This window comes from Microvirga sp. CF3016, from assembly GCF_036314085.1.
Classification (GTDB): Bacteria; Pseudomonadota; Alphaproteobacteria; order Rhizobiales; family Beijerinckiaceae; genus Microvirga.
On record NZ_JAYGGM010000005.1, the window covers coordinates 71,818 to 93,227 of the forward strand.

At 60.3% G+C, this 21,410-nt stretch carries 21 protein-coding genes, 1 other RNA gene and 1 pseudogene; 9 read left to right on the plus strand and 14 right to left on the minus strand.

What is annotated here, in order from left to right; genetic code table 11:
- Nucleotides 1-19: 19 nt before the first annotated feature.
- Both VB672_RS08730 and VB672_RS08735 read right to left on the minus strand, forming a co-directional pair.
- Complete coding sequence (locus tag VB672_RS08730; protein ID WP_329783799.1) at nt 20-403, minus strand: DUF6220 domain-containing protein; 384 nt, start codon at nt 401-403, stop codon at nt 20-22.
- Nucleotides 403-1,410: an NAD(P)H-binding protein gene (locus tag VB672_RS08735; RefSeq protein WP_329783800.1), complete on the minus strand. Its 1,008-nt coding sequence runs from the start codon at nt 1,408-1,410 to the stop codon at nt 403-405. Before VB672_RS08735 ends, VB672_RS08730 begins: the two co-directional genes overlap by 1 nt.
- A gap of 93 nt (nt 1,411-1,503) precedes the next feature.
- Here VB672_RS08735 and VB672_RS08740 point away from each other — a divergent pair, with 93 nt between their 5' ends.
- Together VB672_RS08740 and VB672_RS08745 are read left to right on the plus strand one after the other, a co-directional pair.
- The gene (locus VB672_RS08740) at nt 1,504-2,412 is read left to right on the plus strand and encodes a LysR family transcriptional regulator (protein WP_329783801.1); all 909 of its coding nucleotides are present in this window, start codon (nt 1,504-1,506) and stop codon (nt 2,410-2,412) included.
- Nucleotides 2,413-2,850: 438 nt separating this feature from the next.
- Nucleotides 2,851-3,423 (plus strand): CarD family transcriptional regulator, encoded by a 573-nt coding sequence (locus VB672_RS08745; protein WP_329783802.1) that lies wholly within the window; start codon nt 2,851-2,853, stop codon nt 3,421-3,423.
- A 186-nt stretch (nt 3,424-3,609) separates the two neighbouring features.
- Here VB672_RS08745 and VB672_RS08750 read toward each other — a convergent pair whose 3' ends face one another.
- Nucleotides 3,610-4,881, minus strand: a complete 1,272-nt coding sequence (locus tag VB672_RS08750) for a sensor histidine kinase (RefSeq protein ID WP_329783803.1) — start codon at nt 4,879-4,881, stop codon at nt 3,610-3,612.
- A gap of 1,065 nt (nt 4,882-5,946) precedes the next feature.
- On the minus strand, nt 5,947-6,195 hold the full coding sequence (locus VB672_RS08755; protein ID WP_329783804.1) for a ParB N-terminal domain-containing protein: 249 nt from the start codon (nt 6,193-6,195) through the stop codon (nt 5,947-5,949).
- 203 nt (nt 6,196-6,398) lie between these two features.
- Here VB672_RS08755 and ssrA point away from each other — a divergent pair.
- Nucleotides 6,399-6,784: a transfer-messenger RNA gene (ssrA, locus tag VB672_RS08760) on the plus strand.
- A gap of 82 nt (nt 6,785-6,866) precedes the next feature.
- Nucleotides 6,867-7,613, plus strand: coding sequence for a hypothetical protein (locus VB672_RS08765; RefSeq protein WP_329783805.1), 747 nt, complete (start codon nt 6,867-6,869; stop codon nt 7,611-7,613).
- 118 nt (nt 7,614-7,731) lie between these two features.
- Here VB672_RS08765 and VB672_RS08770 read toward each other — a convergent pair whose 3' ends face one another.
- The 6 genes from VB672_RS08770 to VB672_RS08795 form a co-directional block, all read right to left on the minus strand.
- Nucleotides 7,732-8,403, minus strand: a complete 672-nt coding sequence (locus VB672_RS08770) for a hypothetical protein (protein WP_329783806.1) — start codon at nt 8,401-8,403, stop codon at nt 7,732-7,734.
- Nucleotides 8,404-8,432: 29 nt separating this feature from the next.
- Nucleotides 8,433-8,726, minus strand: coding sequence for a hypothetical protein (locus tag VB672_RS08775; RefSeq protein WP_329783807.1), 294 nt, complete (start codon nt 8,724-8,726; stop codon nt 8,433-8,435).
- 51 nt (nt 8,727-8,777) lie between these two features.
- Nucleotides 8,778-8,951 (minus strand): hypothetical protein, encoded by a 174-nt coding sequence (locus tag VB672_RS08780; protein ID WP_329783808.1) that lies wholly within the window; start codon nt 8,949-8,951, stop codon nt 8,778-8,780.
- Nucleotides 8,952-9,067: 116 nt separating this feature from the next.
- A complete protein-coding gene (locus tag VB672_RS08785) occupies nt 9,068-9,277 on the minus strand; it encodes a hypothetical protein (protein ID WP_329783809.1) in 210 nt (69 codons plus the stop codon).
- Between the two features lie 149 nt (nt 9,278-9,426).
- Nucleotides 9,427-9,636: a cold-shock protein gene (locus tag VB672_RS08790; RefSeq protein WP_329783810.1), complete on the minus strand. Its 210-nt coding sequence runs from the start codon at nt 9,634-9,636 to the stop codon at nt 9,427-9,429.
- 1,396 nt (nt 9,637-11,032) lie between these two features.
- Entirely contained in the window at nt 11,033-12,463 is a 1,431-nt protein-coding gene (locus VB672_RS08795; RefSeq protein ID WP_329783811.1) for an alpha,alpha-trehalose-phosphate synthase (UDP-forming), read from the minus strand.
- A 599-nt stretch (nt 12,464-13,062) separates the two neighbouring features.
- Between VB672_RS08795 and VB672_RS08800 the strand changes: the two genes are divergently transcribed.
- Complete coding sequence (locus tag VB672_RS08800) at nt 13,063-14,205, plus strand: sensor histidine kinase (protein WP_329783812.1); 1,143 nt, start codon at nt 13,063-13,065, stop codon at nt 14,203-14,205.
- A gap of 259 nt (nt 14,206-14,464) precedes the next feature.
- Here VB672_RS08800 and VB672_RS08805 read toward each other — a convergent pair whose 3' ends face one another.
- Nucleotides 14,465-14,878 carry a hypothetical protein gene (locus VB672_RS08805; RefSeq protein ID WP_329783813.1) on the minus strand — a complete coding sequence of 138 codons (414 nt, stop codon included), beginning with the start codon at nt 14,876-14,878 and terminating at the stop codon, nt 14,465-14,467.
- Between the two features lie 132 nt (nt 14,879-15,010).
- Here VB672_RS08805 and VB672_RS08810 point away from each other — a divergent pair.
- Nucleotides 15,011-16,978, plus strand: a pseudogene (locus tag VB672_RS08810) (efflux RND transporter permease subunit); the annotation flags it as partial.
- Nucleotides 16,975-17,319 carry a universal stress protein gene (locus tag VB672_RS08815; RefSeq protein ID WP_329784066.1) on the plus strand — a complete coding sequence of 115 codons (345 nt, stop codon included), beginning with the start codon at nt 16,975-16,977 and terminating at the stop codon, nt 17,317-17,319. The pseudogene VB672_RS08810 and the gene VB672_RS08815, both read left to right, overlap by 4 nt.
- On the opposite strand, the gene VB672_RS08820 is transcribed toward VB672_RS08815, so the two are convergent.
- Nucleotides 17,254-17,811 (minus strand): hypothetical protein, encoded by a 558-nt coding sequence (locus tag VB672_RS08820; RefSeq protein WP_329783814.1) that lies wholly within the window; start codon nt 17,809-17,811, stop codon nt 17,254-17,256. The two genes, VB672_RS08815 and VB672_RS08820, sit on opposite strands and share 66 nt — an antisense overlap.
- Before the next feature lie 21 nt (nt 17,812-17,832).
- Nucleotides 17,833-18,279: a hypothetical protein gene (locus VB672_RS08825; RefSeq protein WP_329783815.1), complete on the minus strand. Its 447-nt coding sequence runs from the start codon at nt 18,277-18,279 to the stop codon at nt 17,833-17,835.
- Between the two features lie 468 nt (nt 18,280-18,747).
- Between VB672_RS08825 and VB672_RS08830 the strand changes: the two genes are divergently transcribed.
- Complete coding sequence (locus VB672_RS08830) at nt 18,748-18,945, plus strand: hypothetical protein (protein ID WP_329783816.1); 198 nt, start codon at nt 18,748-18,750, stop codon at nt 18,943-18,945.
- Nucleotides 18,946-19,146: 201 nt separating this feature from the next.
- Nucleotides 19,147-19,431 carry a hypothetical protein gene (locus VB672_RS08835; protein ID WP_329783817.1) on the plus strand — a complete coding sequence of 95 codons (285 nt, stop codon included), beginning with the start codon at nt 19,147-19,149 and terminating at the stop codon, nt 19,429-19,431.
- A 497-nt stretch (nt 19,432-19,928) separates the two neighbouring features.
- On the opposite strand, the gene VB672_RS08840 is transcribed toward VB672_RS08835, so the two are convergent.
- Nucleotides 19,929-20,909: a S8 family serine peptidase gene (locus VB672_RS08840; RefSeq protein ID WP_329783818.1), complete on the minus strand. Its 981-nt coding sequence runs from the start codon at nt 20,907-20,909 to the stop codon at nt 19,929-19,931.
- Nucleotides 20,910-21,410: the final 501 nt, after the last annotated feature.

A 21,410-nucleotide genomic window follows, 5' to 3' on the forward strand; every position in this document is an offset into this window, starting at 1 on the left:
ATTGACCCGATGCAGAGCTCTATGTGCTCGACGGCTTCTTCGAGGTTGGCCCAGCCTTCTGTGCAATCACGAAAGAGACCATAAGCAGAAGCCCACCATTGAAGACATGAAGGGCCTGAAGGACACCAGAGCCCGTGTTCTGGCCGACGATGATCAGGACAACCTGAGCGACATAGATCCCCACCTGAACCAAAGCCCAGCTCCGCAGGTGCGGGGCGTAACTGCTGACCAAGGCTTTGAAGGCAACCCCTCCAATGGGCAGGGCCAGAGCCGAGCCCAGTATCGTATGGGCCGCCCAGAGTTGCGTATCATGGAAGAGAGACAGACCAGCCAACAGGAACTGGGCGAGGATTGCTCCCGGAGCACACCAAGCCAGTAGGGTGATAAAGGGCAGCCGCTGCATCAGGACCTCCCCTGGCCGTGCATTGCGCCAGAAATGTTCTGCGCCGGGCGCTCGCTCTGCTTCAGGCATCCCAAGCCCAGCAGGGTAGCCCTAACGGCCTCGTCGAGCGGCGTGTGGGGCTCTTCGCCGATTGTACTAAGCAGGCGGGCATTGGTCATTCGGACCGGCTGCTCCCAGAGATACTTCACCTCACGTAATTCCCGGAACAAGGGCACGAAGGGCGAGGCAAGAGCCATCAGCCGCCACGGCAACCGCCGGACGGGAAGGTCGAGCCTGCCGACCACCCGCTTGATGGCTTCGATCATCTGTCGACCGTCATGATCCCAGTGGCCTTCCATATGGAAGGTGGCGAAGGCATCCAGATCGGCACGCTCGACAAGGCGCACCATGGTCTCGGCGACGTCCGGCAAGTAGGCCCACTGGTGGCCGACGCCCGGCCTGCCAGGATAGGTGACCGCCGTGACGGGACGGCCCGGCTTCACGAGCCCTTGCGAGAACCAGTTGTTGCCAGCGCGCGGGCCGAAGTAGTCGCCTGCACGAACGACCAGCGCCTTTGCCCCTTGCATCGTCGCGCGGCGCAGGCGCGCCTCCATCTCGACCCTGACGCGGCCCTTGCGGCTGACGGGTTGCTGGACCGAGTGCTCATCCAGAAGCGGGAAGGCGAAAGGGCCATAGTTGTAGATGGTACCTGGAAGGAGGATGCGAGCTCCGTTCTGCCGTGCCGCGGCGATCGCGTTGTCCAGCATCGGCAGGACGACCTCGCCCCAGTTCCGATAGCCCGGCGGGTTGACTGCATGCACGATGAGAGAGCATCCCTCAGCCGCGGCGGCAACTTCGGACGCGACCAGTGCGTCGCCCGGCACCCAAACGAGACCGTCACGGCTGCCGATCCGGGATGGATCGCGGTGCAAAGCACGCACCATCCACCCACGTCCCTTCAGCCGCCGCGCGACCTCTCCGCCAATTCCTCCGGTGGCGCCGAGCACCAGAGCAGTTCTGTCAGCCATCATGTCCTCCTGTGTTCATGGACGGAGCCAAGATGGCGTGGAGCCGTGATCAACGAAATTGAGTAAATCCGTAGGGTCGCTATACTGAAATATATGAGCAAGATCGAACCGAGCTGGGATCTCTACCGCACCTTCCTGGCCGTCCTCACGGAAAACTCCCTGTCCGGAGCGGCCCGGGCGCTCGGCCTGACGCAGCCGACGGTGGCCCGTCACATCGATGCCCTTGAAGCCACCATCGGGTACGACCTGTTCCTGCGCTCGCAGCGCGGACTGGCGCCGACAGACGCCGCGCTCGCGCTGAAGCCCTATACGGAGACGTTGGCCTCCACCTCCGCAGCGCTGCTGCGGGCGGCGTCCGGTCATGGCACGGCTGTCAGGGGAACGGTCCGGATCAGCGCCAGCGAGGTTGTGGGCGTTGAGGTCCTGCCCGCAATCCTGACAGATCTTCGGGCGCGCTATCCCGAGCTCGTCATCGAACTGGTGCTGTCGAACAGCCTCGATGATCTGCTCCGGCGTGAGGCCGATATTGCTGTTCGGATGGTCGAGCCTGTACATGAGGCTCTTGTTGCACGGCCCGTGGGATCGATCACGCTCGGGCTTCACGCGCACACGCGCTACCTGGATCAGCGAGGCATTCCCCTCACCCTCAACGACCTGGGCCCGCATGACCTCATCGGGTTTGCCCGCGAGACGCCGGCAATCCGCAGCATGCTCCAGCGCGTGAGCGGCTTCGAGCACTCCAATTTTGCATTGAGGGCCGATAGTGACTTGGCGCAGCTTGCTGCCATTCGAGCGGGGTTTGGCATCGGGGTGTGTCAGGTTCCGCTGGCTGCCCGAAACCCTGAGCTTGCTCGGGTTCTGGCGGAGGAGTTCAGGCTAGATCTCAAAACCTGGATTGTGATGCATGAGGATCTCCGATCCAGCCCCCGCTGCCGCGTGACCTTTGATGCCTTGGTTGACGGCCTAACCAAGTATACAGGAGCCGCTCAGCCTCTTCCATGAGAGCGCAGTTACATTAGCTTGTTCCAGTCATAGAAACTGGCAGATACATCCGGGATGCGGACCATTGCCCTCCCGGTCTCTCATTCCGAAGTCGGCTTGTCCAACGAAACGCTAAATCAGGAAGGGCAGCTTCTGGCACATTTGCGAAGTAGACCGAATGTCTGCTGATGAAGGTGATAACAGACATTCCCGAGGCTTTCGCAATTTCCTCGGATGATCTATAGCCGATTATCCGCCTAATGCCGATATGTGGCGCGTGCTCTACCCAGACACTGCTGGATCTACCAAATGGAGCGCAGCCGTTCCGTGGGAACCACGTAAGACGCTTCGGGTTCTGCAGACCTATGGTGCATTGACGCGACAATCGCGAGATACGCATCTACGACGCAGGCTTTTCCTACTGAGGCCTAGTTTGAATCTAACGGAGATCATGTCTGAATGGCCACGAAGAACAATGCTCCGTCCTTTGAGATCGGTGAAACGGTTGTGTACCCGGCCCATGGTGTGGGTGTGATTACCGCGATCGAGGAGCAAGAGATTGCCGGGTTCAAGCTTGAGCTCTTTGTGATCACCTTCGATAAGGATCGCCTCACCCTTCGCGTTCCCCTGGCGAAAGCCAAGAACAGCGGCCTGAGAAAACTGTCGGAGCCTGATGTGGTGAACCAGGCGCTCGACCTCCTGAGCGGGAAGGCAATGGCCAAGCGCGGCATGTGGAACCGGCGCTCGAACGACCTTCAGGAGCGTATCGGGACCGGGCAGCTGACAACCATTGCTGAAGTTTTGCGGGATCTCAACCGTGGCTCAGAGCAGCAGGAGGCTTCCTACAGCGAGCAGCAGATCTTCGAAGGCGCTCTGGATTTCATGATCAGGGAGGTGGCAGCCGCCAACCGGCTGACCCAGACCGAAGCCCGTAAGTTGATCGAGCTGAGCCTGGCCAAAGCTCCTCATCTCAACAAGGCTGAGCCCCCGGCCAAGGGCCCGGAGGGACCCGATGACGAAGCGGCTGCATAGCCGAGACGTCAGGCGAATTTGCTGCCTCGCAAACACAAGAGGGCCCGCCGCTGGAACAACCAGTCCAAGCTGTCAGATGCCAGCTCTCCAGGGTTTGTCGGCGAGTGCGGCAGAAGTCATAGGCTCGGTGGATGGAAGCGTGCCACTCGTACAGGCCTGCGTTATCTCCACTTAGACTATGGATGTCTAACTTTGAGGGAACCGCGCTTCGACGGTTGTGCCTTCCCCGGCGTGCTCAGTGATCGTCGCGCCCAGCTGAAGAGCGAGGCTGGACACAAGCCTCAGCCCGGAACGCGACCGGAGGGTGTCCTCGCATTTGGCTATACCAATGCCGTCGTCCGACACGATCAGGGTGCAATCATCACCATTGCAGTCGAACCGAACGGTCACTTGCCCGGCTCTCTCCAAGGGAAAGGCATGCTTCAGGGCGTTTGTGACCAATTCGGTGACAATCAATCCAAGGGTAACCGCCTTGTCGAGATGCAGCTTGGTATCCATGAGATCGAGCCGAAGCGTCACTCCATTTTGCCGGTTGCGCAGCTCCGCCAGATTCTCGCAAAGCTTTCTGAGGTATTCGGCGATCGGAACGCGTGAGAGTTCGTCGGAAGCGTATAAGGTGTCATGAACCAGGGCGATGGCGTCAACCCTGCCTAGAACATCGGAATAATTCTGCTTGACGTCATCAGATGCAGTCTGTCGCTGCTTCATGCGGACAACACTGGAGATGATCTGCAGGTTGTTACGAACACGGTGATGGACTTCACGAAAGAGCTCGTTTTTATCGGTCAGAGCCTGTTCCAACGCAGCTGTCCGCTCGTGAACCCGTTGTTCCAATTCAGAGTTCAGACGCTCAAGATCTGAGCGCGCGATCTTCAAAGAGGCATCTTCGATTACCTCCCATTCCCCGCGGCGTCGCGATATCGCAAACTGGTGATTGCGGACCACCTCGAGCACGTCCGATGGCTTGCACCGCCCTAAGCAGTAACTGCACAAGGCAAGAATGGGCTGGGATGAGAAGCGTGAGTTGACCTTACTCTCGTAGTCGGCAAACTCGTCAAACCCATCGCATTCCAGCCAAAAGGTGTTGCCGGTGAGCCGCAAGCCGCCATAGCCCTCATCGACCGCTGTACGGGCCCGGCCGAGCCATTGATCGACCGTTTCATCCGCATCCAGATGGCCGGAGCGGAGATACCAATTCTGGAAATCGATGATTTCGATTTGCCCCCGTTTCTCACGCTGCTCAAGATCCGGAACAGCTGCTCGCAATGAGGCCCGGGCATCGTCTCGGCCGAACGGCTCGGAAGTCACCCAAAGGCACTTCTCGTTATTTTCCAGTCCTGCTTTGAAGAAAGGGACAAGAGCTTCAGCCAAGTCATTGCGATCATCGTAGAACTGGCAGAAGTGGGTGCCCCAGGGGAGGTCGCCCACAGCAGTAATGCCACTTGGGGTGCGATTCATGGACAGTCTCGTGGTGAGCAGCTTCGGAATTGGATCTGCGCAAGCAGGCTCACGGTCCAATTGTGTTCTATCAGATTAACAGGAACAATGGCAATCCCGAACGGGACCTCGATAGCACCTGCCGTACACGGCATGCCTTGAAACAGCTAAGCCAAGGAAGGCGATTCCGGTTGCTGTTGCCCTCGTGGATCCGCTCGTCCCGCTGACCGAGTATCCAGTTGACGTTGAGTGTTGCCTTATGGATCTTTGATGCGTCGGATCGACTCGGAGCGAGTGCATGGTGACACGAACTGCCCGTTTGAAGGATTTCACAACCGACGGATATCCGGGCTATGGGCTGCCGGTGCAGGTTCTGGCTGAGGATCATGTCGGGACCTACATCCTTCCATTCCCGTGTGAGCGCATTGACGGGGAATGGCGGAATGGGACGACCGGGGAGGCAGTCCAGGCCAGCATCATTGCATGGCGTGAGTTTCGGGCGGGGAGCAAAGATCATCAACGTCGCTCAGGCGTCGAGCGAAGCGGGAAAAGACGCTGACCGCCCTCATCCGACCGCCCGGGGAGTGACGCCGCACGCAACTCGGCGCCGACGCGAGAAAGCCGCAACTTACAGACTCACGCATGATGGCTGAAATTTCCATGGGCACTTCGCTGTTCCGCCGGGCTTCTGCAGGTGTTACACTCCGGGACAACCCTAGGAGATGCGGATATGGCCAAAGGTGAGCAGCGCGGTAACCGGGAGGCGAAGAAGCCAAAGAAGGAAAAGACAAAGACGATTGCCGCTGCGCCTTCGACGAAGGGGACAGTGGGTTCGAGTACCGGATCCAAGAAGTAGCGTCCGCTGAATCAAGTCCAATTCGCCTTGCCGCTTCAGTAGCCATTTGCCGCGGCTTGCTTCGGATGTCGCAAGCTTCGCCGCAATTTGCGGAATGGTGAGGGCGATGCTGGCAGGAGTCTTCTGCATGTTCCACCCGATCGTCTGGCGGTGATGGAGGGGGCGTCTGGGGCTAAGGAGCAGGCATCATCATGCCGAGGCTTGCGCACCAGCGCTTCACCGAGCAACGCTCAATGCTTGCGAGCTTGGACCAAGTAAACGGGCACGGTTGTTTCCCCGAGTGCCTTGCAGGCTTCCAGTCGATGCAGACCCTCAACCAGGACAAAACGCTTGCCATCGGGCCGTACGAGGATAGGTGCCTCTTGCCCTTTTGCCAGCATGCTCTCGGCAAGGGCCTCAACCTTCTGCCGATCAAGGGTCTGACGCCGTTGGACAGGCACATAGACATCCTGGATTGCAACGATCTGCTTCTTCATCATCTCTGCTGCTCCAGTGTCATGACATGTTAAACCGGAGCTTAGGCGCTGCCGATCGGGTTGCATAGGACCCGTTCCCACATGAGACGTTCATGCTGGACAACGGGTCCGTTTGTGATGAACCAAGTGCGAACTTCCTGCTGGCGCGCTATTTCCCATGCCCAGTGAACGAACTCCTCCTTCGACAGGCGCGATTGTAGGTCTTGTGCCTAGTAATCAGGTCGACGAAGCCCTATATCAGATATGTCAGGTTCGCCTGACTATGATCGTAGAGGCAGAGTGGAATAGGCGTTTAGGACGCGGGTTCGATTCCCGCCGCCTCCACCACAAGCACACCGGCCGTCCAGGTACCGCAAGGCGGGTTTTGGGCGGACTGGCCTTTCGTTGAGGTCAGGCCGCTGTCCCGGTGTGTTTGTGATGGGGGCGACATGGGTTCGACTGGGCGCAATAAAGGCTAGGTTGCGATTGGGCTGAGCTACGGCCTTGATAGTGCAAATTCATAAATGCCAACGACAACGTTGACATGGGTGCGGTGCGCCTCGCGGCGTAACCATCCGGGGCTCGGGAAAGCCTAGCAACAGAAACGGCACCTTCGGGTGCCGTTCCCATTTTTGAAATGCCATGCCGGTTCCAGCAGCCAGCGCTGGCCCTGCACAAAAGGAAGACCCAATCAGATGTCGGAGATCCAAGTAGACGGCTATGTCCAGATCCCAAAAGGGACGATAGTTTACCCGACAGGAGATGGCATAGAAGCTCCATCAACTCGGAATATGGTGGTGAAGGTCGCCAAAATCGTGGACGTGGATGTCAAGAGCAACAACTTCTACCTGCTTCTTCCCGACGAGATGCGCTTGCGCTACTTCGAATCCAGCGGCGGCAAGCATCCGATTGATCGTGATATTCTGGAATTCACGGATCGCTTGACCAAAGGCGACTACCGAGCTGTGGAATGGTCGAAAAAGTGGGCATTGATCGCCAATGTTCAGCCTGCCGAGACCCCGGTCAGCGCCAAGACCTCGAAAAAGACGGCGAAGCCGGAGAAGCAGCCTCTCACCAAGTTGCAGCAGATGGCTGCAGGTTCGGTGTGGCGGTTCATCCAAGATGCAGAAATTCGTTACAAAGTTCGCAATCCGGCTTATGCCACCATACGTGACGATGTCGTGAGCAGCCTCCGTCAACAACCTTCGCACGCTCGGACTCAAACAGTTGAATCCAGGTTGAGCGATCTCGGCGTGATCGATCATCTCGATCAACCCTGGGGTCCTGTGACGGCCGGCGAGATCTTCACGGTACGCAGCAAGCTGACGTCCGGTTTCGCAGGCGGCCAGGATGTGCCGATGATGTTCCGAGGCGAGAAGTTCACGTTGCCTTATGCCAGCCTCGAGCCCTTCGTCGAATTGGTGAACGGGCCGCAGACCTGAGGGGCAATCTCAAAGCTACTAAAGATTGCGGGTCAGGTGAATAGGTGCGCATACAAGCGAACCGGTTGCGCACTGTCTCTGCCGACTAGCTTCGCACCTGCGAGGCAGGTGAGGCGCGTTACTTGATCGCAATCCAGATCGTGTGTCTTGCGCCTCGATGTGTTCCATGGGCGCGAGCGCCGACCTCATTCACGCCGAACCCTACCGTGCGCAGGCGCTGGGTGAAGGCTCGATCCGGTGCCGACGACCACACGGCCAGGACCCCGCCAGGCGTCAGCGCCGTCCGGGCGAAACTCAGTCCTGGCAAGTCGTAGAGGCTATCATTGGCCTTGCGTGTCAGCCCCTCGGGCCCGTTATCAACGTCGAGCAGAATAGCATCGTAAGCAGACCGGCCAGACCTTATCAGACGCCCAACATCCCCTTCGACGATGCTGACGCGCGGATCTGTCAGGCTATCGCCGAATACTTCGGCCATAGGACCCTGCGCCCATGCCACAACAGCCGGCAGTAGTTCAGCCACGGTAACCTGAGCATCGGGGCCAAGTTCGACTAGCGCAGCGCGAAGCGTAAAGCCCATCCCCAATCCGCCAATAAGGATCTGCGGCTTCCGACGATCCTGAATCCTCAGACAAGCCAATCGAGCAAGCGCCTCCTCGGAACCGCTGAGGCGGCTATTCATCAGCTCGTTGCTGCCCAACATGATGGAGAACTCGGCCCCACGCTTCTTGAGGCGCAGCTCGCCGCCGTCACCGGGGATCTTTGCCGTGTCAAGGAGGACCCAGGGGATCATGAACAGCTCTTCAGAAAGCACTACTGATTCTACGTGCCGAGTAAATGGTCGAAGTCGGCTAGCACCCGTTCGATCAGCTTGCGGCGGCGTAGATCGCTTGCATCCAGACTCTGCGCGAGGAGGCCAAGCAGATAGCGTGCCTTATCAGCCGCCTCGTGCCAATCAGTGGCAGGCGCAGCGGCCAGGAGCTCCTCGAGTTCCGCTTGTCTTGCCCGCAACGCTTCCTGGTCGGCTTCGACCTCGGACCGCAGACGCCGAAGGTCAGTGGCCTTCTGGGCTGCCATGCCGCGATGTGCATCGAGATTGGTCGGTTGATCAGCCATGGTCCGTTCCTCCATGTCCGTTATCTGCGCATCCACTGCTGAGTCAATCGCCTAAGCACGTTCGATCAGCAGGCGAGCCAGGGTCTTGGCCAAACGCTCGTTCTGTCCAACGGGCTCAGGCGTCACGTCGTGCCATTCATGTGCTCGAAGCGCCCAGGCGATATCCGAGAGGCTGCCGAGAGGCTCATGCGGCCAAGCAGGCTCGCCCGTGGGTGTCAGGATCATAAACTGCCTTGAAGCCTTCATGCCCACGCGGGCGACGTACAGGTTCTCGTCACCGCGTCGAAGCAGCGCAACCGGATCGTAGATCTGTGATCCCTGAAAGAAAGCGTCGCCGCTGGTCAAATGGTCGACGCCCCGGCCGTGATCTCGCTTTCGCGCACGGCGCGCTCACCGAAGCCGGACGACCTGATGCGGTACGAGACCTCACCAGTCTGATCGGCGGGCATGAGGCGCGTCACCTCGTAAATGCCGCTTGCACTTGCACGCTTGTCCGAAATGCGCGGATGGGTGATGCGGACCAACTGATGAACTTTATACTTGTGAGACATTCATTGCTCCTGGAGCTTAACTGTCACGGGGCAGGGTAAGGCATATAACCGCTATGGCGTGTTCGCGGGCCCAAACGAAAAAGCCGCCCCACGCGGGAGCGGCTTCAAGGCTTAGCGGCACAGGCTCTGTCTTGAGCCGACCATCAAGATTACGCATTCTCGATGTTGTTGACGGCGATCTTGCCCGAGCGGCGGTCCTCGGCCGTGTCGAAGGCAACCTTCTGGCCTTCAACGAGGTTGCGCATGCCAGCACGCTCGAGAGCGGTGGCATGGACGAACACGTCCTTGCCGCCGTCATTCGGTTGGATGAAGCCGAAGCCCTTCATGTCGTTGTAGAATTTCACAGTGCCCATAATCATAGGGGTAACCTTTCGCGATTGCTGCAGATGCACGTGAGCGAAGGCGCGCAAAAGCGCGGCCTCAACCCGGTTCGTCGATGTAATGGTAAGAAAGTCCGAACGTGCGCCTGGAAAGACCAAAAGCGAAACGACCCGATTGTCCGGCCAAAATCCGATAAAAACTATATAGGTCTTTTCTATGAGAATTGCAAGTGTTGGCTGTTTTTACTTTGAATTTGGGTGGATCCGGCTAGCAGCGGATGAAATTCGAAGAGAGATCTAGCGCATCGTGCGGGAAAGTTAGACCCCAATTTCCGCGGCCAGCGATGCGCTCACCTAAACCCAACTGAAGGGCCCGCTCGTTGGGTAAATGCTACGCATCCCGGATTTTCCGGTATATTCGCTGGTACTCCAAACTTGCGATGGAACCCAGCGACGTGCGAAGTGGGATGCAAAACAACGTGTTAGATCCGCTCAACGTTTCAGCGTACGACACGTCCTTTATGGCCAGCTGATCATCGAGCTATCACCGCTCTGGTCAGGGAAGCCCGCGCGTGCCATAAGCTCTGCATGAACACCGAACCCATGTACCCTTATTCACTAGAGGTCTTTCCCTGCGAGAAACCGGCAGGCCACTTTCAGTGGAGCATTCGAGAGCGCGGCAGGCTGATCCAGAGATCCGACCGGCTGCACCCATCCGAGACTAAAGCCCGCGAGAAAGGGCAAGCCGAGCTTGAACGTCTGTTCTTCGGTGGACGGGATCGACGGTAAAGCCAATCCGAGCGACGCTGCGCAAAGGCGATCTTCGTGGCACTGATCCTCCCCTAGGAGGATCCAAATCCTCATGAAAGTCACCCTCCGCGTCGACCATTCTGACGGGCCAAGATCAATACTATGCTGCGGGTCCGGATGGGAGTTCGCAGATCAGGTCCAATTCAGAACGACGTGCTCACGGCACCTGTCGCAAAGCTGGATATCCTGATCCCGTCTTAGTGACCGTTGCGCCATCTCTCTCCTTTGACCAATCAGCCTCGTTGGATCCGGGCGAGCAGACCGCCAATGGCCAAGGCTGAATCATGCCGCCATTCCGAGAATGGTTCCACTTTTCCGAACCCCGGTACCCTTGTGCAGGAGGGATTGTGGTGCAGACGTATCGAGTGGTGAGGCGATGCGGCCACGGATGATGCAAATGGGCTTGATCCGCGGATCCAAGGACATGATCAGGTTTCTACTGAAACCGCAGGAGAGTTCGCCGGGAACAACTAGGCGTGAACTATTGACCTAAACATTCTCATATGAGGCTGTTGGGGACGTCCACCATCACAACCCATTCAACGATGGATCCGCATGCGCAGGCCGTAGCCCGGGCTGGGAAGACAGAGTTGCGACAAATCCAACGGTGCTCCTTGTGCGGCTCCTAGCGATGATCGTTCTCTTTCTTGGCTAGCGCAATCTTGCTGCGGGCTCTGCTTGTCTTGTGGCCGGCCAGATCGTCGATAAATGCTGCCGCCCACCGTGCAACATCGGAGTCCCACAGAATGTTCAACATCGCCTGCCAACGAGCCACCCGCTCCTCCCGGCTCATGTGCAACGCGTGCTGAATAGCTTCTGCTACTTCGACCTTGTCGTTTGGGTTGACGAGGAGTGCATCAGTGAGCTCCTCAGCAGCCCCGGCAAATTTCGACAGAATGAGAACACCGGGATCCTCCGGGTCCTGGGCAGCCACATATTCTTTGGCCACCAGATTCATCCCGTCCCGAATAGGGGTCACGAGGCCGACCCGAGACAGCCGATAAAGGCCAGCGAGGACTGCACGAGAATAGGTGCTGGTTACATAGTGGATCGGCACCCAGCCCGGCTCACCCACGGAGCCGTTGATCCGCCCCAGCGTCTCATTCACAACTCGGCTGAGGGTCGCGTACTCGGGCACTTCGCTGCGGCTGGTTGGGGCGATCTGCAGATAGGTCACCCGTCCTCGCTGATCCGGATGGCTGACGAGAAAGCGCTCAAACGCCTCCATGCGCTCAGGGATCCCCTTTGAGTAATCCAGCCGATCAACCCCGATGATCAGCTTGCGGGTTCCAAGACCAGCAATCGTCTGCTTGAGAAGCCGGCTCGAGCCAGAGCGTTGGGCCGCTTGCTGAAACCCTTTCACGTCAATGCCGATCGGAATGCTCTTGATGCGGACGCGTCGGCTTCCGACGTCGAGAAGATCCGCCCGGCGGTGGATGGCGCCAAGTTCCTGGACGAGGCTGCGCCGGAGGTTGTCGGCATCCCGCTCTGTCTGCACGCCTACAAGATCATAGTCCGGGATGACGCGCAGGAGCTCTGTGCTGCCTGGAAGAGCTCCAAACACTTCAGGAGCGGGCCAGGGAATGTGATGAAAGTATCCAATCGGATTGGTGATCCCGGCCGCCCGCAGCTCGCTCGCGAGGGGGATGAGGTGATAGTCATGAACCCAGACAAGATCGTCAGGCTTGATGAGATGGGCTAGTGCACTCGCGAAGCTGCGATTGACCCGCAAGTATCCTGCGTAGTCAGCCCGTGAGAATTCAGACAAACCAATCCGATAGTGCATGATCGGCCAGAGGGCCCGGTTGGCGAAGCCGTTATAGTATTCCTGCCGGTCGAGCGAAGTCAGGTCCATGACGGCATACTGCACCTGCCCCTTGTCGATAATCTTGGGCTGTGCTGCCGGATGGGCTGAAACCTTACCGCTCCAGCCGAACCATAGCCCCTGATAAGCTTGAAAGGCCTCGTGCAGGGCCACGGCCAAGCCACCGGCGGCGGCTTTTCCGGTGGCATCTGGGATGGTTACGCGATTAGAGATGACAACGAGCCGTCGCAAATGGGCCTTCTCTCTCGTAGCATGCTGGAGGGTAGCCCAAGGACGAACACGCTGGCAAACACCGCACATTGGCTTAGGCAGATCAAGCAGATAGAGGCCATTCTGGACCAGGACACAGGTACCTTCTCATTTGGCTATGGTGGCTGAGGAACTGGATCGGCAGGGCCAATCCGAACCGCTGACATGCTTCAACAAGCGGGCCGCTGCCACAGACCTGCCCACAGCAGGAACCGTACCCTTGCTGCTTCTCTGAAGGTGACTGACTAGACACGTTACTTAGCATCGTAACACCACACTTAACCTTCCACTGCCGGCCTTGTCCCGCCCCGCCACGGCTACCACGCGGACGAAGGCATCATCTTCTACGACTGGAATTTTCATGATCCTCCCGTCGCATAGAGTGCCTCCATGGACTACCAAGTCATCCCATCGAGCGTGTCGCGTTCCATAAAGGCAATTCGCGGAGAATTGTCTGTGGTCCCAGGGAGCCTTCCTGTCGGTGACGGCGATGCAATGCTTCCATGGAACACGTTAGGCATCCGGAACCCTGGAACCTTTGGGGAATTGAACACCCTCTTACCACGGCGAAGCTCGACGAGATGCCTAACCAAAATGACACCGACCAGGAGGAGTTGCTGGAGCAACAGAGGGCTTTGGCAGAGTTCGGGGACTTCGCGCTCAAGTCCGAGACCATCGATGACATCCTTAATAGGGCCTGCGAGCTCATAAGCCGGGCGCTCGAAACCGACCTGGCCAAGCTCATGGAACTCCTGCCTGACGGTCGGACCTTCGTAGTTCGCGCGGGCGTCGGGTGGAGACCAGGGATCATCGGAGAGGTGACCGTCACGGCGGCCGAGAACTCACCGGAGGGGCTGACTCTCAAGGAGGGAGCGGTCATCTCTGCGACCATCGATGAGGAGGATCGCTTCGAGTACCACGACTTCATGAAGGAGCACGGGGTCCAGGCGTTCGTGAACGTGCTCGTGCTGAGCAGCAAGGGGCGTCCGCCCTTTGGTGTCCTTCAGGTGGACAGCCGCGAACCCCGGGCCTTCACGCAATCGGACATCGAGTTCCTCCGCAGCTACGCCAATCTACTTGGCGCGGCCATCGAGCGCCTGCGAGTTGTGGACGAACTGCGAGCGGCCGTGAGGGAGAAGGACCTTCTGATCGGCGAGCTCAATCACCGGGTGAAAAACACTCTGACGACGGTGCAGTCCATCGCCTCGCAAACGCTGCGGAATGCGCCCTCGCTTGACCACGCGTCGGACGCCATCGAGAGCCGTCTCATCGCGCTGTCGCAGGTTCACAATGTTCTGACCGACCGCAGCTGGGCGCATGTCGCTCTTCACGACATTGTTGCACAAGCTGTCAAGCCGTACCGTAGCCGTGGGGAGAACCGCATCCACGTCCAGGGCCCGAGCGTACAGGTCCCGCCGCGCATGGCGCTGCCGCTTGCGATGGCGCTCCAGGAACTGGTGACGAATGCCGTGAAATATGGGGCACTGTCCAACGCAACGGGGCAGATCAGGGTACACTGGACCCTGTATGGTACGAACACTCCCTCGCGATTGCGCCTAGTGTGGGAGGAGACGGAGGGACCGCCTGTCCAGAGGCCCGTTCACCGGGGCTTCGGCACGCGGCTCATCGAGCGCAGTCTGGCTCAGGAACTCGCGGGCGAGGTGCAGATCGAGTTTTCTGAGACAGGCGTCGTATGCTCAGTCAACGCTCCACTGGCGAGCTAAAGCGACCGCATATGGCACTCCTGAGACGTTGGCCGAAGGGCAGCAATCCTCATCGAACCGGACGTTCCGAAGGCGCAGGAAATCTCGGCTCCTGACCCAAAGCGATCCTCCATAGAAGGAGCAACTGACTGGGCAGCCTCTCGAGGGCTATGGAACCTTGGGGTCGGGCGCGACGACTGAATGAGCTAAGGCATGAGCACGCAAGGGAACTTCAGAGGCTGCGCCGAATTCTGGTCACCCTTGGGCTCACCGTCCGGCCTCAAGGCCGCCGAAGCGGGGTCTGGTCTCGCTCGCCGAAAGCAGGCCTTCGTGCAGGCCCTCTCGTTCTCCGATCCGGCATGCGGCCGTCGACCACGACCACGTCGTCCTGGGCCGCGAGAGCATGCTCGACGTGGACGGCGAGATCCGCGCGTTGCCGCTGTGCGTTGACCGCATCACCCGAGAGGAGCCCCGTTCCGTGCTGCTCATGCCGGAAGCCTGGGGTAAAACTGCCCCAGGCGCCGCTGACACGCCGCAGGATGCCATCCTCGAGACGGCAGGGGCGCTCGACGCCGGCACGATCGCCATGGGAACCTACGGCACGCGCGGCATCCGCGAGATCTTCGGATCCTGCACGCGCCGTGTCGCATGCCGCTCCGGTGCTGCTGTTCCTGTACCACTGACGTCCGGTCACGAGCGGCAGTTGTCGCCTTCCGCGGCATCAGGGTGTCCGGTACGGTGCCCTGTCGATGGTCTCGGCCACCCTGCGCTCGATGTACGGGTAGAACGGGTTCGATGAGATCCGCACCAAGGCATCGAGGGGAACGACGCGCTCGCCCGCGTGGCCGGCGTCGGCGAGGCCGGCATCTTCGGTCCGGTCTACAGCATGCGGGTGTGGATGAACCCGGACCGCATGCAGGCGCTCGGCATCACGGCCTCGGACCTGACGGCGGCGATCCAGGGCCAGAATGCCCAGGCCTCGGCTGGCCTGATCGGCTCGGCGCCGGCCCAGCCAGGCCAGCAGCTCCAGATGACCGTCATGGCCCGCGGGCGCCTCGCGACCCCGGAGGAGTTCGGCGACATCGTGGTGCGCACGAACCCCGACGGCGCCATCGTGCGGCTGAAGGATGTGGCCCGGGTCGAGCTCAGGGCGCAGTCCTACGATTCCACCTCCCGGTTCAACGGGCAGCCGAGCGCGACCCTGGTCGTGTACCAGTCGCCGGACGCCAACGCCCTGGCCGTGTCCAGGGCAGTGAGGGACGAGATCCAGCGCCTCTCGACGCAGTTCCCGGAGGATCTCGCCTACACGGTGGTGTTCGACACCACCGCCTTCGTGAGCGAGACGATCCGCGAGATCATCGTCACGCTCATGATCACCTTCGTGCTGGTGGTGCTGGTCACCTATCTGTTTCTCCAGGGCTGGCGCGCGACGCTGATCCCGACTCTGACGATCCCGGTTTCGCTCATCGGCGGCTTCGCGGTGCTCTACCTGCTGGGCTATTCCGCCAACACGATCACCCTGTTTGCCATCGTGCTCGCCATCAGCCTCGTGGTCGACGACGCCATCATCGTAGTCGAGAACGTGCAGCGCGTGATGAAGGAGGAGGGCGTCGATGTCACGGAGGCCACCCGCCGCACGATGCGGCAGGTCACAGGCCCGATCGTCGCCACCACCCTGGTGCTCGCGGCCCTGTTCGTGCCGATCGGCTTCCTGGCCGGGATTACGGGCCAGCTCTATCGGCAGTTCGCCGTCACCATCCTGGTCACGATCACGTTCTCCACCATCAACGCCCTCACGCTCAGCCCGGCGCTGTGCGCGCTGCTGCTGCATCCGCCGATCGAGAACCGCGGCCGGGTGTTCGGCGCGTTCAACCGTGCGCTCGACACCTCCCGCAACTGGTATCTCGGGTTGCTGGCGCGCCTCGGACGGTAGCTCGTGCTGGCCTCGGTGCTGGTGCTCGCGATCTTCGGCGGCATCTACGGCCTGTTCCGCCAGCTGCCCACTGGGTTCATCCCGTCGGAGGATCTCGGCTATCTCTTCGTGAACGTGCAGCTGCCAAATGCCGCCTCGATCAACGGCCAAGCGGCCCCGGGCACCAGCACCGGGCAGGCGCTCGCCGCGATGGAAACCGTGGCGCAGGAAACCTTGCCCGCAGGCTTCGGCTTCGAGTGGACGGGTCTTGCGTTGCAGGAGCGGCACGCCGGCAGCCAGACCGCCATTGTCCTCGTGATGGGCATCGTCTTCACCTACCTGTTCCTGGTCGCCCAGTACGAGAGCTGGAGCGTGCCGGTGGCCGTGATGCTGTCGGTGTCGGTGGCGGCGCTGGGGGCGCTCGCAAGCCTGGCGCTCGCGGGGATCGCCATCGACGTCTACGCCCAGATCGGCCTTGTCCTGCTCATCGGCCTCGCGGCCAAGAACGCGATCCTGATCGTCGAGTTCGCCAAGGCGTGGCGCGAGGAGGGGATGGGCATCCGCGAGGCCGCGACGGCAGGAACGAGCCAACGCTATCGTCCGGTGCTCATGACGGCGTTCGCGTCCATCCTCGGCGTCATCCCGCTTGTGATCGCCACCGGCGCCGGGGCGGGCAGCCGCCGGTCCATCGGCATGACCCTGTTCGGCGGATTGCTGGTCGGGACCGTGATCGGTCTCGTGCTGATCCCGGTGCTGTACGTGATGGTCCAGAGCGTCCGCGAGCGCGCGAAGGCACGCCTGTTCAGCGGATCAAAGCCGGACGGCTCGGATGCTGGGATAAGATCCATTCAGGAGGAACGACATCAATGGCCGTCTCAATGATCGGCCTCCCGAAGACCATCCTCCTTGCGACGGACCTGAGCGCCCGCTGCGACCGCGCCACCGACAGGGCGGTGGCTCTAGCCGAGGAATGGCAGGCGATGCTCGTGGTGCTGCACGTGCTCGAGAATCTCGATACGGGTGGCCTCCACGACTTTGGACCCGTGCCCTCCTGGCGCCGGCCACCTGATCCAGTGGCGGTCGCGCTGGATTTCCATCTCGGATTCCGTGTCGAGCGCCGAGGTCGCCTCGTCCAGAATGATGATCGGAGCATCTTTTCAGGAAGGCCCGCTCGTTATCCCAGCCAGGGTAGTCGGCCACCGGGTAAAGACAGACGCCCATGATCGGCACACCGGATCCAGGGCGGTATGCACCTCCGAGCAGACGTAATGAAACCAGGAGGATCGACCGCAACCTTCGGCGCCGGTCTCCGCGATGAGATGCGGGCGTCCATAGCGCAGACGCACCTCTTCCAGCAGGGTGTGCAGAGGCCGGTAGGCATGATGGCCCATGGGGATCGTCGACCCGCCATGATACCATTGATCATCAGGATAATAGTTGAGCCCCACGATATCGATATAGTCCGGCGCGCCACCAAGTTCAGGCTCCTTGGTACCGCACAGGATGTCGAGGGCCTCAAACTGCACCTGCTGGTAGGCTTGTGCGCTTCTGACATGCTCCTCGTCACCAAGTCCGGCTTCCACATTGATCAGGGGCTCCGCCGTGATGAACCGGGCTCTGGGGTCAACCGTTCGAATCGCCTCGATGGCGGCGATCTTAGCCCGCACGAGCTGGCGCTTGAGCTCGACGCCCCGACCATGACAGTACGGATTCAAGCGACCGGCCTCGCCGCCGGCCTAAGCCCAAAACGACATTTCGTTGACGGGGCAATACACGGGTACATGGCGGCTTTTTTCCTTGATCAATTGGGCTGCCGCGGAAGCGAAGCGAGCGAACCGATCAATGAAGGCGGTCGACCAGATGTCGAGATCGTCGGGATAGCCGTAATGGCACAGGTCCCAGATGACGCGCTTACCGACAGCCTCAGAGGTCCGCAGCATCGGTGGAAAGCTGCTCCAATCGTAGTAGCCGGGCCTCTTCTCGATCAGATGCCGTCGCAAGCCGTCTCGAACAGCCCGTATGCCATGCCGTGCGAGAAGCTCGTAATCCATCGCCGCAAGCCGGTCATGTTGCGTGCTCGCCAGGAGGTCTAGCCTGCGGCCGTCACTTCGCCAGTGGCTTGAACATTCGAAGCCACCCAGGAAGAAGCTCCCGAATGTAGAAGCTCTGTCAGATACGACCATATGCGTGACTGCTCCGACCCTGCGCAAGGCGGGTAAGCTTAGCGACTTGGAAATCTTTACCGGCTAGCCGGCAAAGAACAGCCGGCAATGCATGCCCAAACGTACAAACTTGGCTGGGCTACAACCCGGCTACCAACAATGAGCATGCCCCTTTGTTCCCACGCCTTTCGATCGGCCGTTAGCCGTTCCTCGTTCGCATCGACTAAGCAACAGGCCTGTCGGTAACTCAATTACTCCGGATGCATTCCAGGTCGGGGCGATAAGCTTTTCAGCTCTTTTTAGAACTTCTTACCCTATTGAGGCTGTCGGCATGCGGCGTCGCCGGTGATCTCTTCCGCGAATGTAGGATTGAGTCTGGTGTTCTTTCATGCGGCAAGGAACCTCCGGTTCGCTCATAAGCTTTTACGATCGAATGCAATCATGACGTCGGGGTGGCGGGGGAATGGTCAAGCTGGAGAAAGGTGCCCCATGCGCCATAAGTTCGAGATTGGTCAAGCCGTGGTGCCCGCGAGTCCCCGCAAGGACCGGCATCACGTGTACTACATCGTTCAGCTGATCCCCGAGACCTCCTACGAGCCGCAATATCGCATTCAGGAAGCGAAAAGCGGGATCACCTGCGTCGTTGCCGAGACAGACATCAAAATTCCAGAAATGCACCAGGCCTGAGCTTCAGGCGCGTGCCTGAACAATAGGACGGAGCTCCATTCGGTCTCGGCCTGTGAACGCTCGGTGGCCGCCGCGTGAACGGTCGGCCAGGACATGGATTCGCTCTCGGTCGTCGTCGTAGCCGATCACCATGGCGGACGAACGACTTCGGTCGCATTGGGCTGTTACGACCCTTGGCTTGAACAACGTCGGCAGGCTAACATGGACGACGATCTTACCGACCTTTCACGGGAAGCCCTCATTGCGGAGGTGGTCCGGCTCCGCAATGGCATCCGCGCGCATCGCGACAGCAGCGGTCACGAACTCTGTTGGCATCATCCGCAGTTATGGGCATTGCTGCCCGAACCGATACCGGATGACATCAGGGTCCCGGCATGGCCGCAATTCCTCCGCGGCTGCCTCCGATACCGTGAATCCCTTGACCGTCAGCTTCCGAATGCGCCCCGCAGCGACGCTGAATTCGGTACCTCGACTCCCGACCCATAGGTATAGGTCGGCAAGAATGCCTAGGCTTGGCCTTCATTCTGCCTCCGGGGAGACAAGATTGGAACCTGCGATAGAAGTCCGCTTCAGCCAGGAGCAGAACACATGTCGCCGGATGAGCCCTTTCCCCTGAACCGGTTTTCTCCGAGGCTGCAATGCGTCATTCGGAATGAGTTCGAAGGACGCTGTCCCAGTCACCAACAGGTGGCCGAGATCACGGATGCCCAATGGCTTGCGACGCCTTCCATCGGGCCAGCCATCCTGCGGAAAATCCGGGCGTTCGGGCAATGTGACGAGTGCTCCATCCGAGGACTGACGGATGTTGAGTTGCTCCAGCGCCTCACGGATTTGCAGGAGGAACTGAAGCTGATCCAGCGGGCCATACGGATGACGATTCCTGACTGCTCGCAACGGGGTCGCCCGCGCCGATCATTGCCGCGTTCCTCAGTGAGCCGAGCAGCTTCGGACGACCGCGGTCCAATCGGGCGACCGGACGCCAATCAAGGCATATCTACAAATTGTTCCTGATAGGATGCTGCAGACGATGGCTCAGGACCGGATGCGACTGTCGGAGTTGCCACCGGTTGCTTGCACAGGCCTGACATCTGGATGAGGCCGACGCCGAAGGTCGGATCGCGACCCGGCTGACCAAGGTCGCGTGTGTGCGCTTCGAGCTGAGATTGAACCGCTTTGGCGTCCAATGCCGGATTCCATGCGAGCGCCAGGCTTGCGGCAGCCGATACGAAGGGAACTGCATAGGATGTTCCTGTTCTCAGCATCGCGCTGCCCTTAGCCGAGGCCGTCCAGACATTCACCCCAGGAGCGGACAGATCGACATAGGGGCCACGGGTGGCGCGCCGATAGACGTTCAAATCATTGTCGATGGCGGTGACGGCGACGACGCCCGGATAGGCAGCCGGATAGGAAGGCTCGGCACCGGCTCCGTTGTTGCCGGCCGCCGCAACGATCACGATGCCTTTGGCCTGGGCCGCCGCAATGGCCTTCTGTAGAACCTCATTGGAAGGTCCCGACAGGCTCATGTTCATGACCCTCACTCCGCGCTCGGCCAGCGCTTCGATGGCGGCCACAAGCGTCATCACGTCCGTCCGATCAGCCGTGCCGCCATCGCGGTAGAAGGCGTCAACCGCAACGATCCTGGCTCCCGGAAGGAGGCCGGGCGTCTGGCTGGTCGGCCGTCCGACGAGGAGCGCTGCGATGGCCGTGCCGTGATCCTGCAGCGAAGCCATGGCGCGGCGCTCAGGCAGGGATATGACCTCGACAGCTTGGCCCTTCAGAGCCGCATGCTCGACATTCACCCCGGTGTCGATCAAGCCGATCAGGGGGGCCGGGCCGCACTGGGGCGAGTCGGCGTCCGACCAATTTACGAGCGAGGCCCAGTTCACGGGGGAGGGAACCTGGCACTCGACACCCGTGCAGGCGGCGTGATGTTCATCGAGGTAGTAGAACTGATCGAAATCCACCGACGCTCGAGCATCGGCCAGCCGGACCAACTCTCGGGCCCGCGCGACCGAGACACCCGCTGGAACCTGCAGCCGGACTACCTGGGGCGCAATACTACCTTGGGTGCGGGCCTCGACGCGAAAGCCTTCTGCCGCCAGCTTATCCAGGTCTGCCTGGGATAGGCCCGACGCTACGATGGAGCGAGTGGATCTCCGTGGTTTGGGGCGACGATCAATCTCTTCAACAATCGGAATGACTCGTGCCAGCCGAGCCTTGGCCGGTTGAGCAGCCTTCGCTGCCTGCGGTTGTGCGGCAGCCTTAACTTGACCGGACCGCTGAGGAGCAGCGCCAGCGGCCTTGCTGCGGCTCGCTTGTGCCTTACCGTTGCTCCCCTGGGTCTTGTCAGCGGCTTGCGGGGGCTTGCCGCTCGAAGCCTTGTTGCCGCCGAGTCCACCAGCTTGCGAATGGCCCTTGCTGCCGCCCACGCCTCCATTCGCTCCCCCGTTGGAACCGGCTTTTCC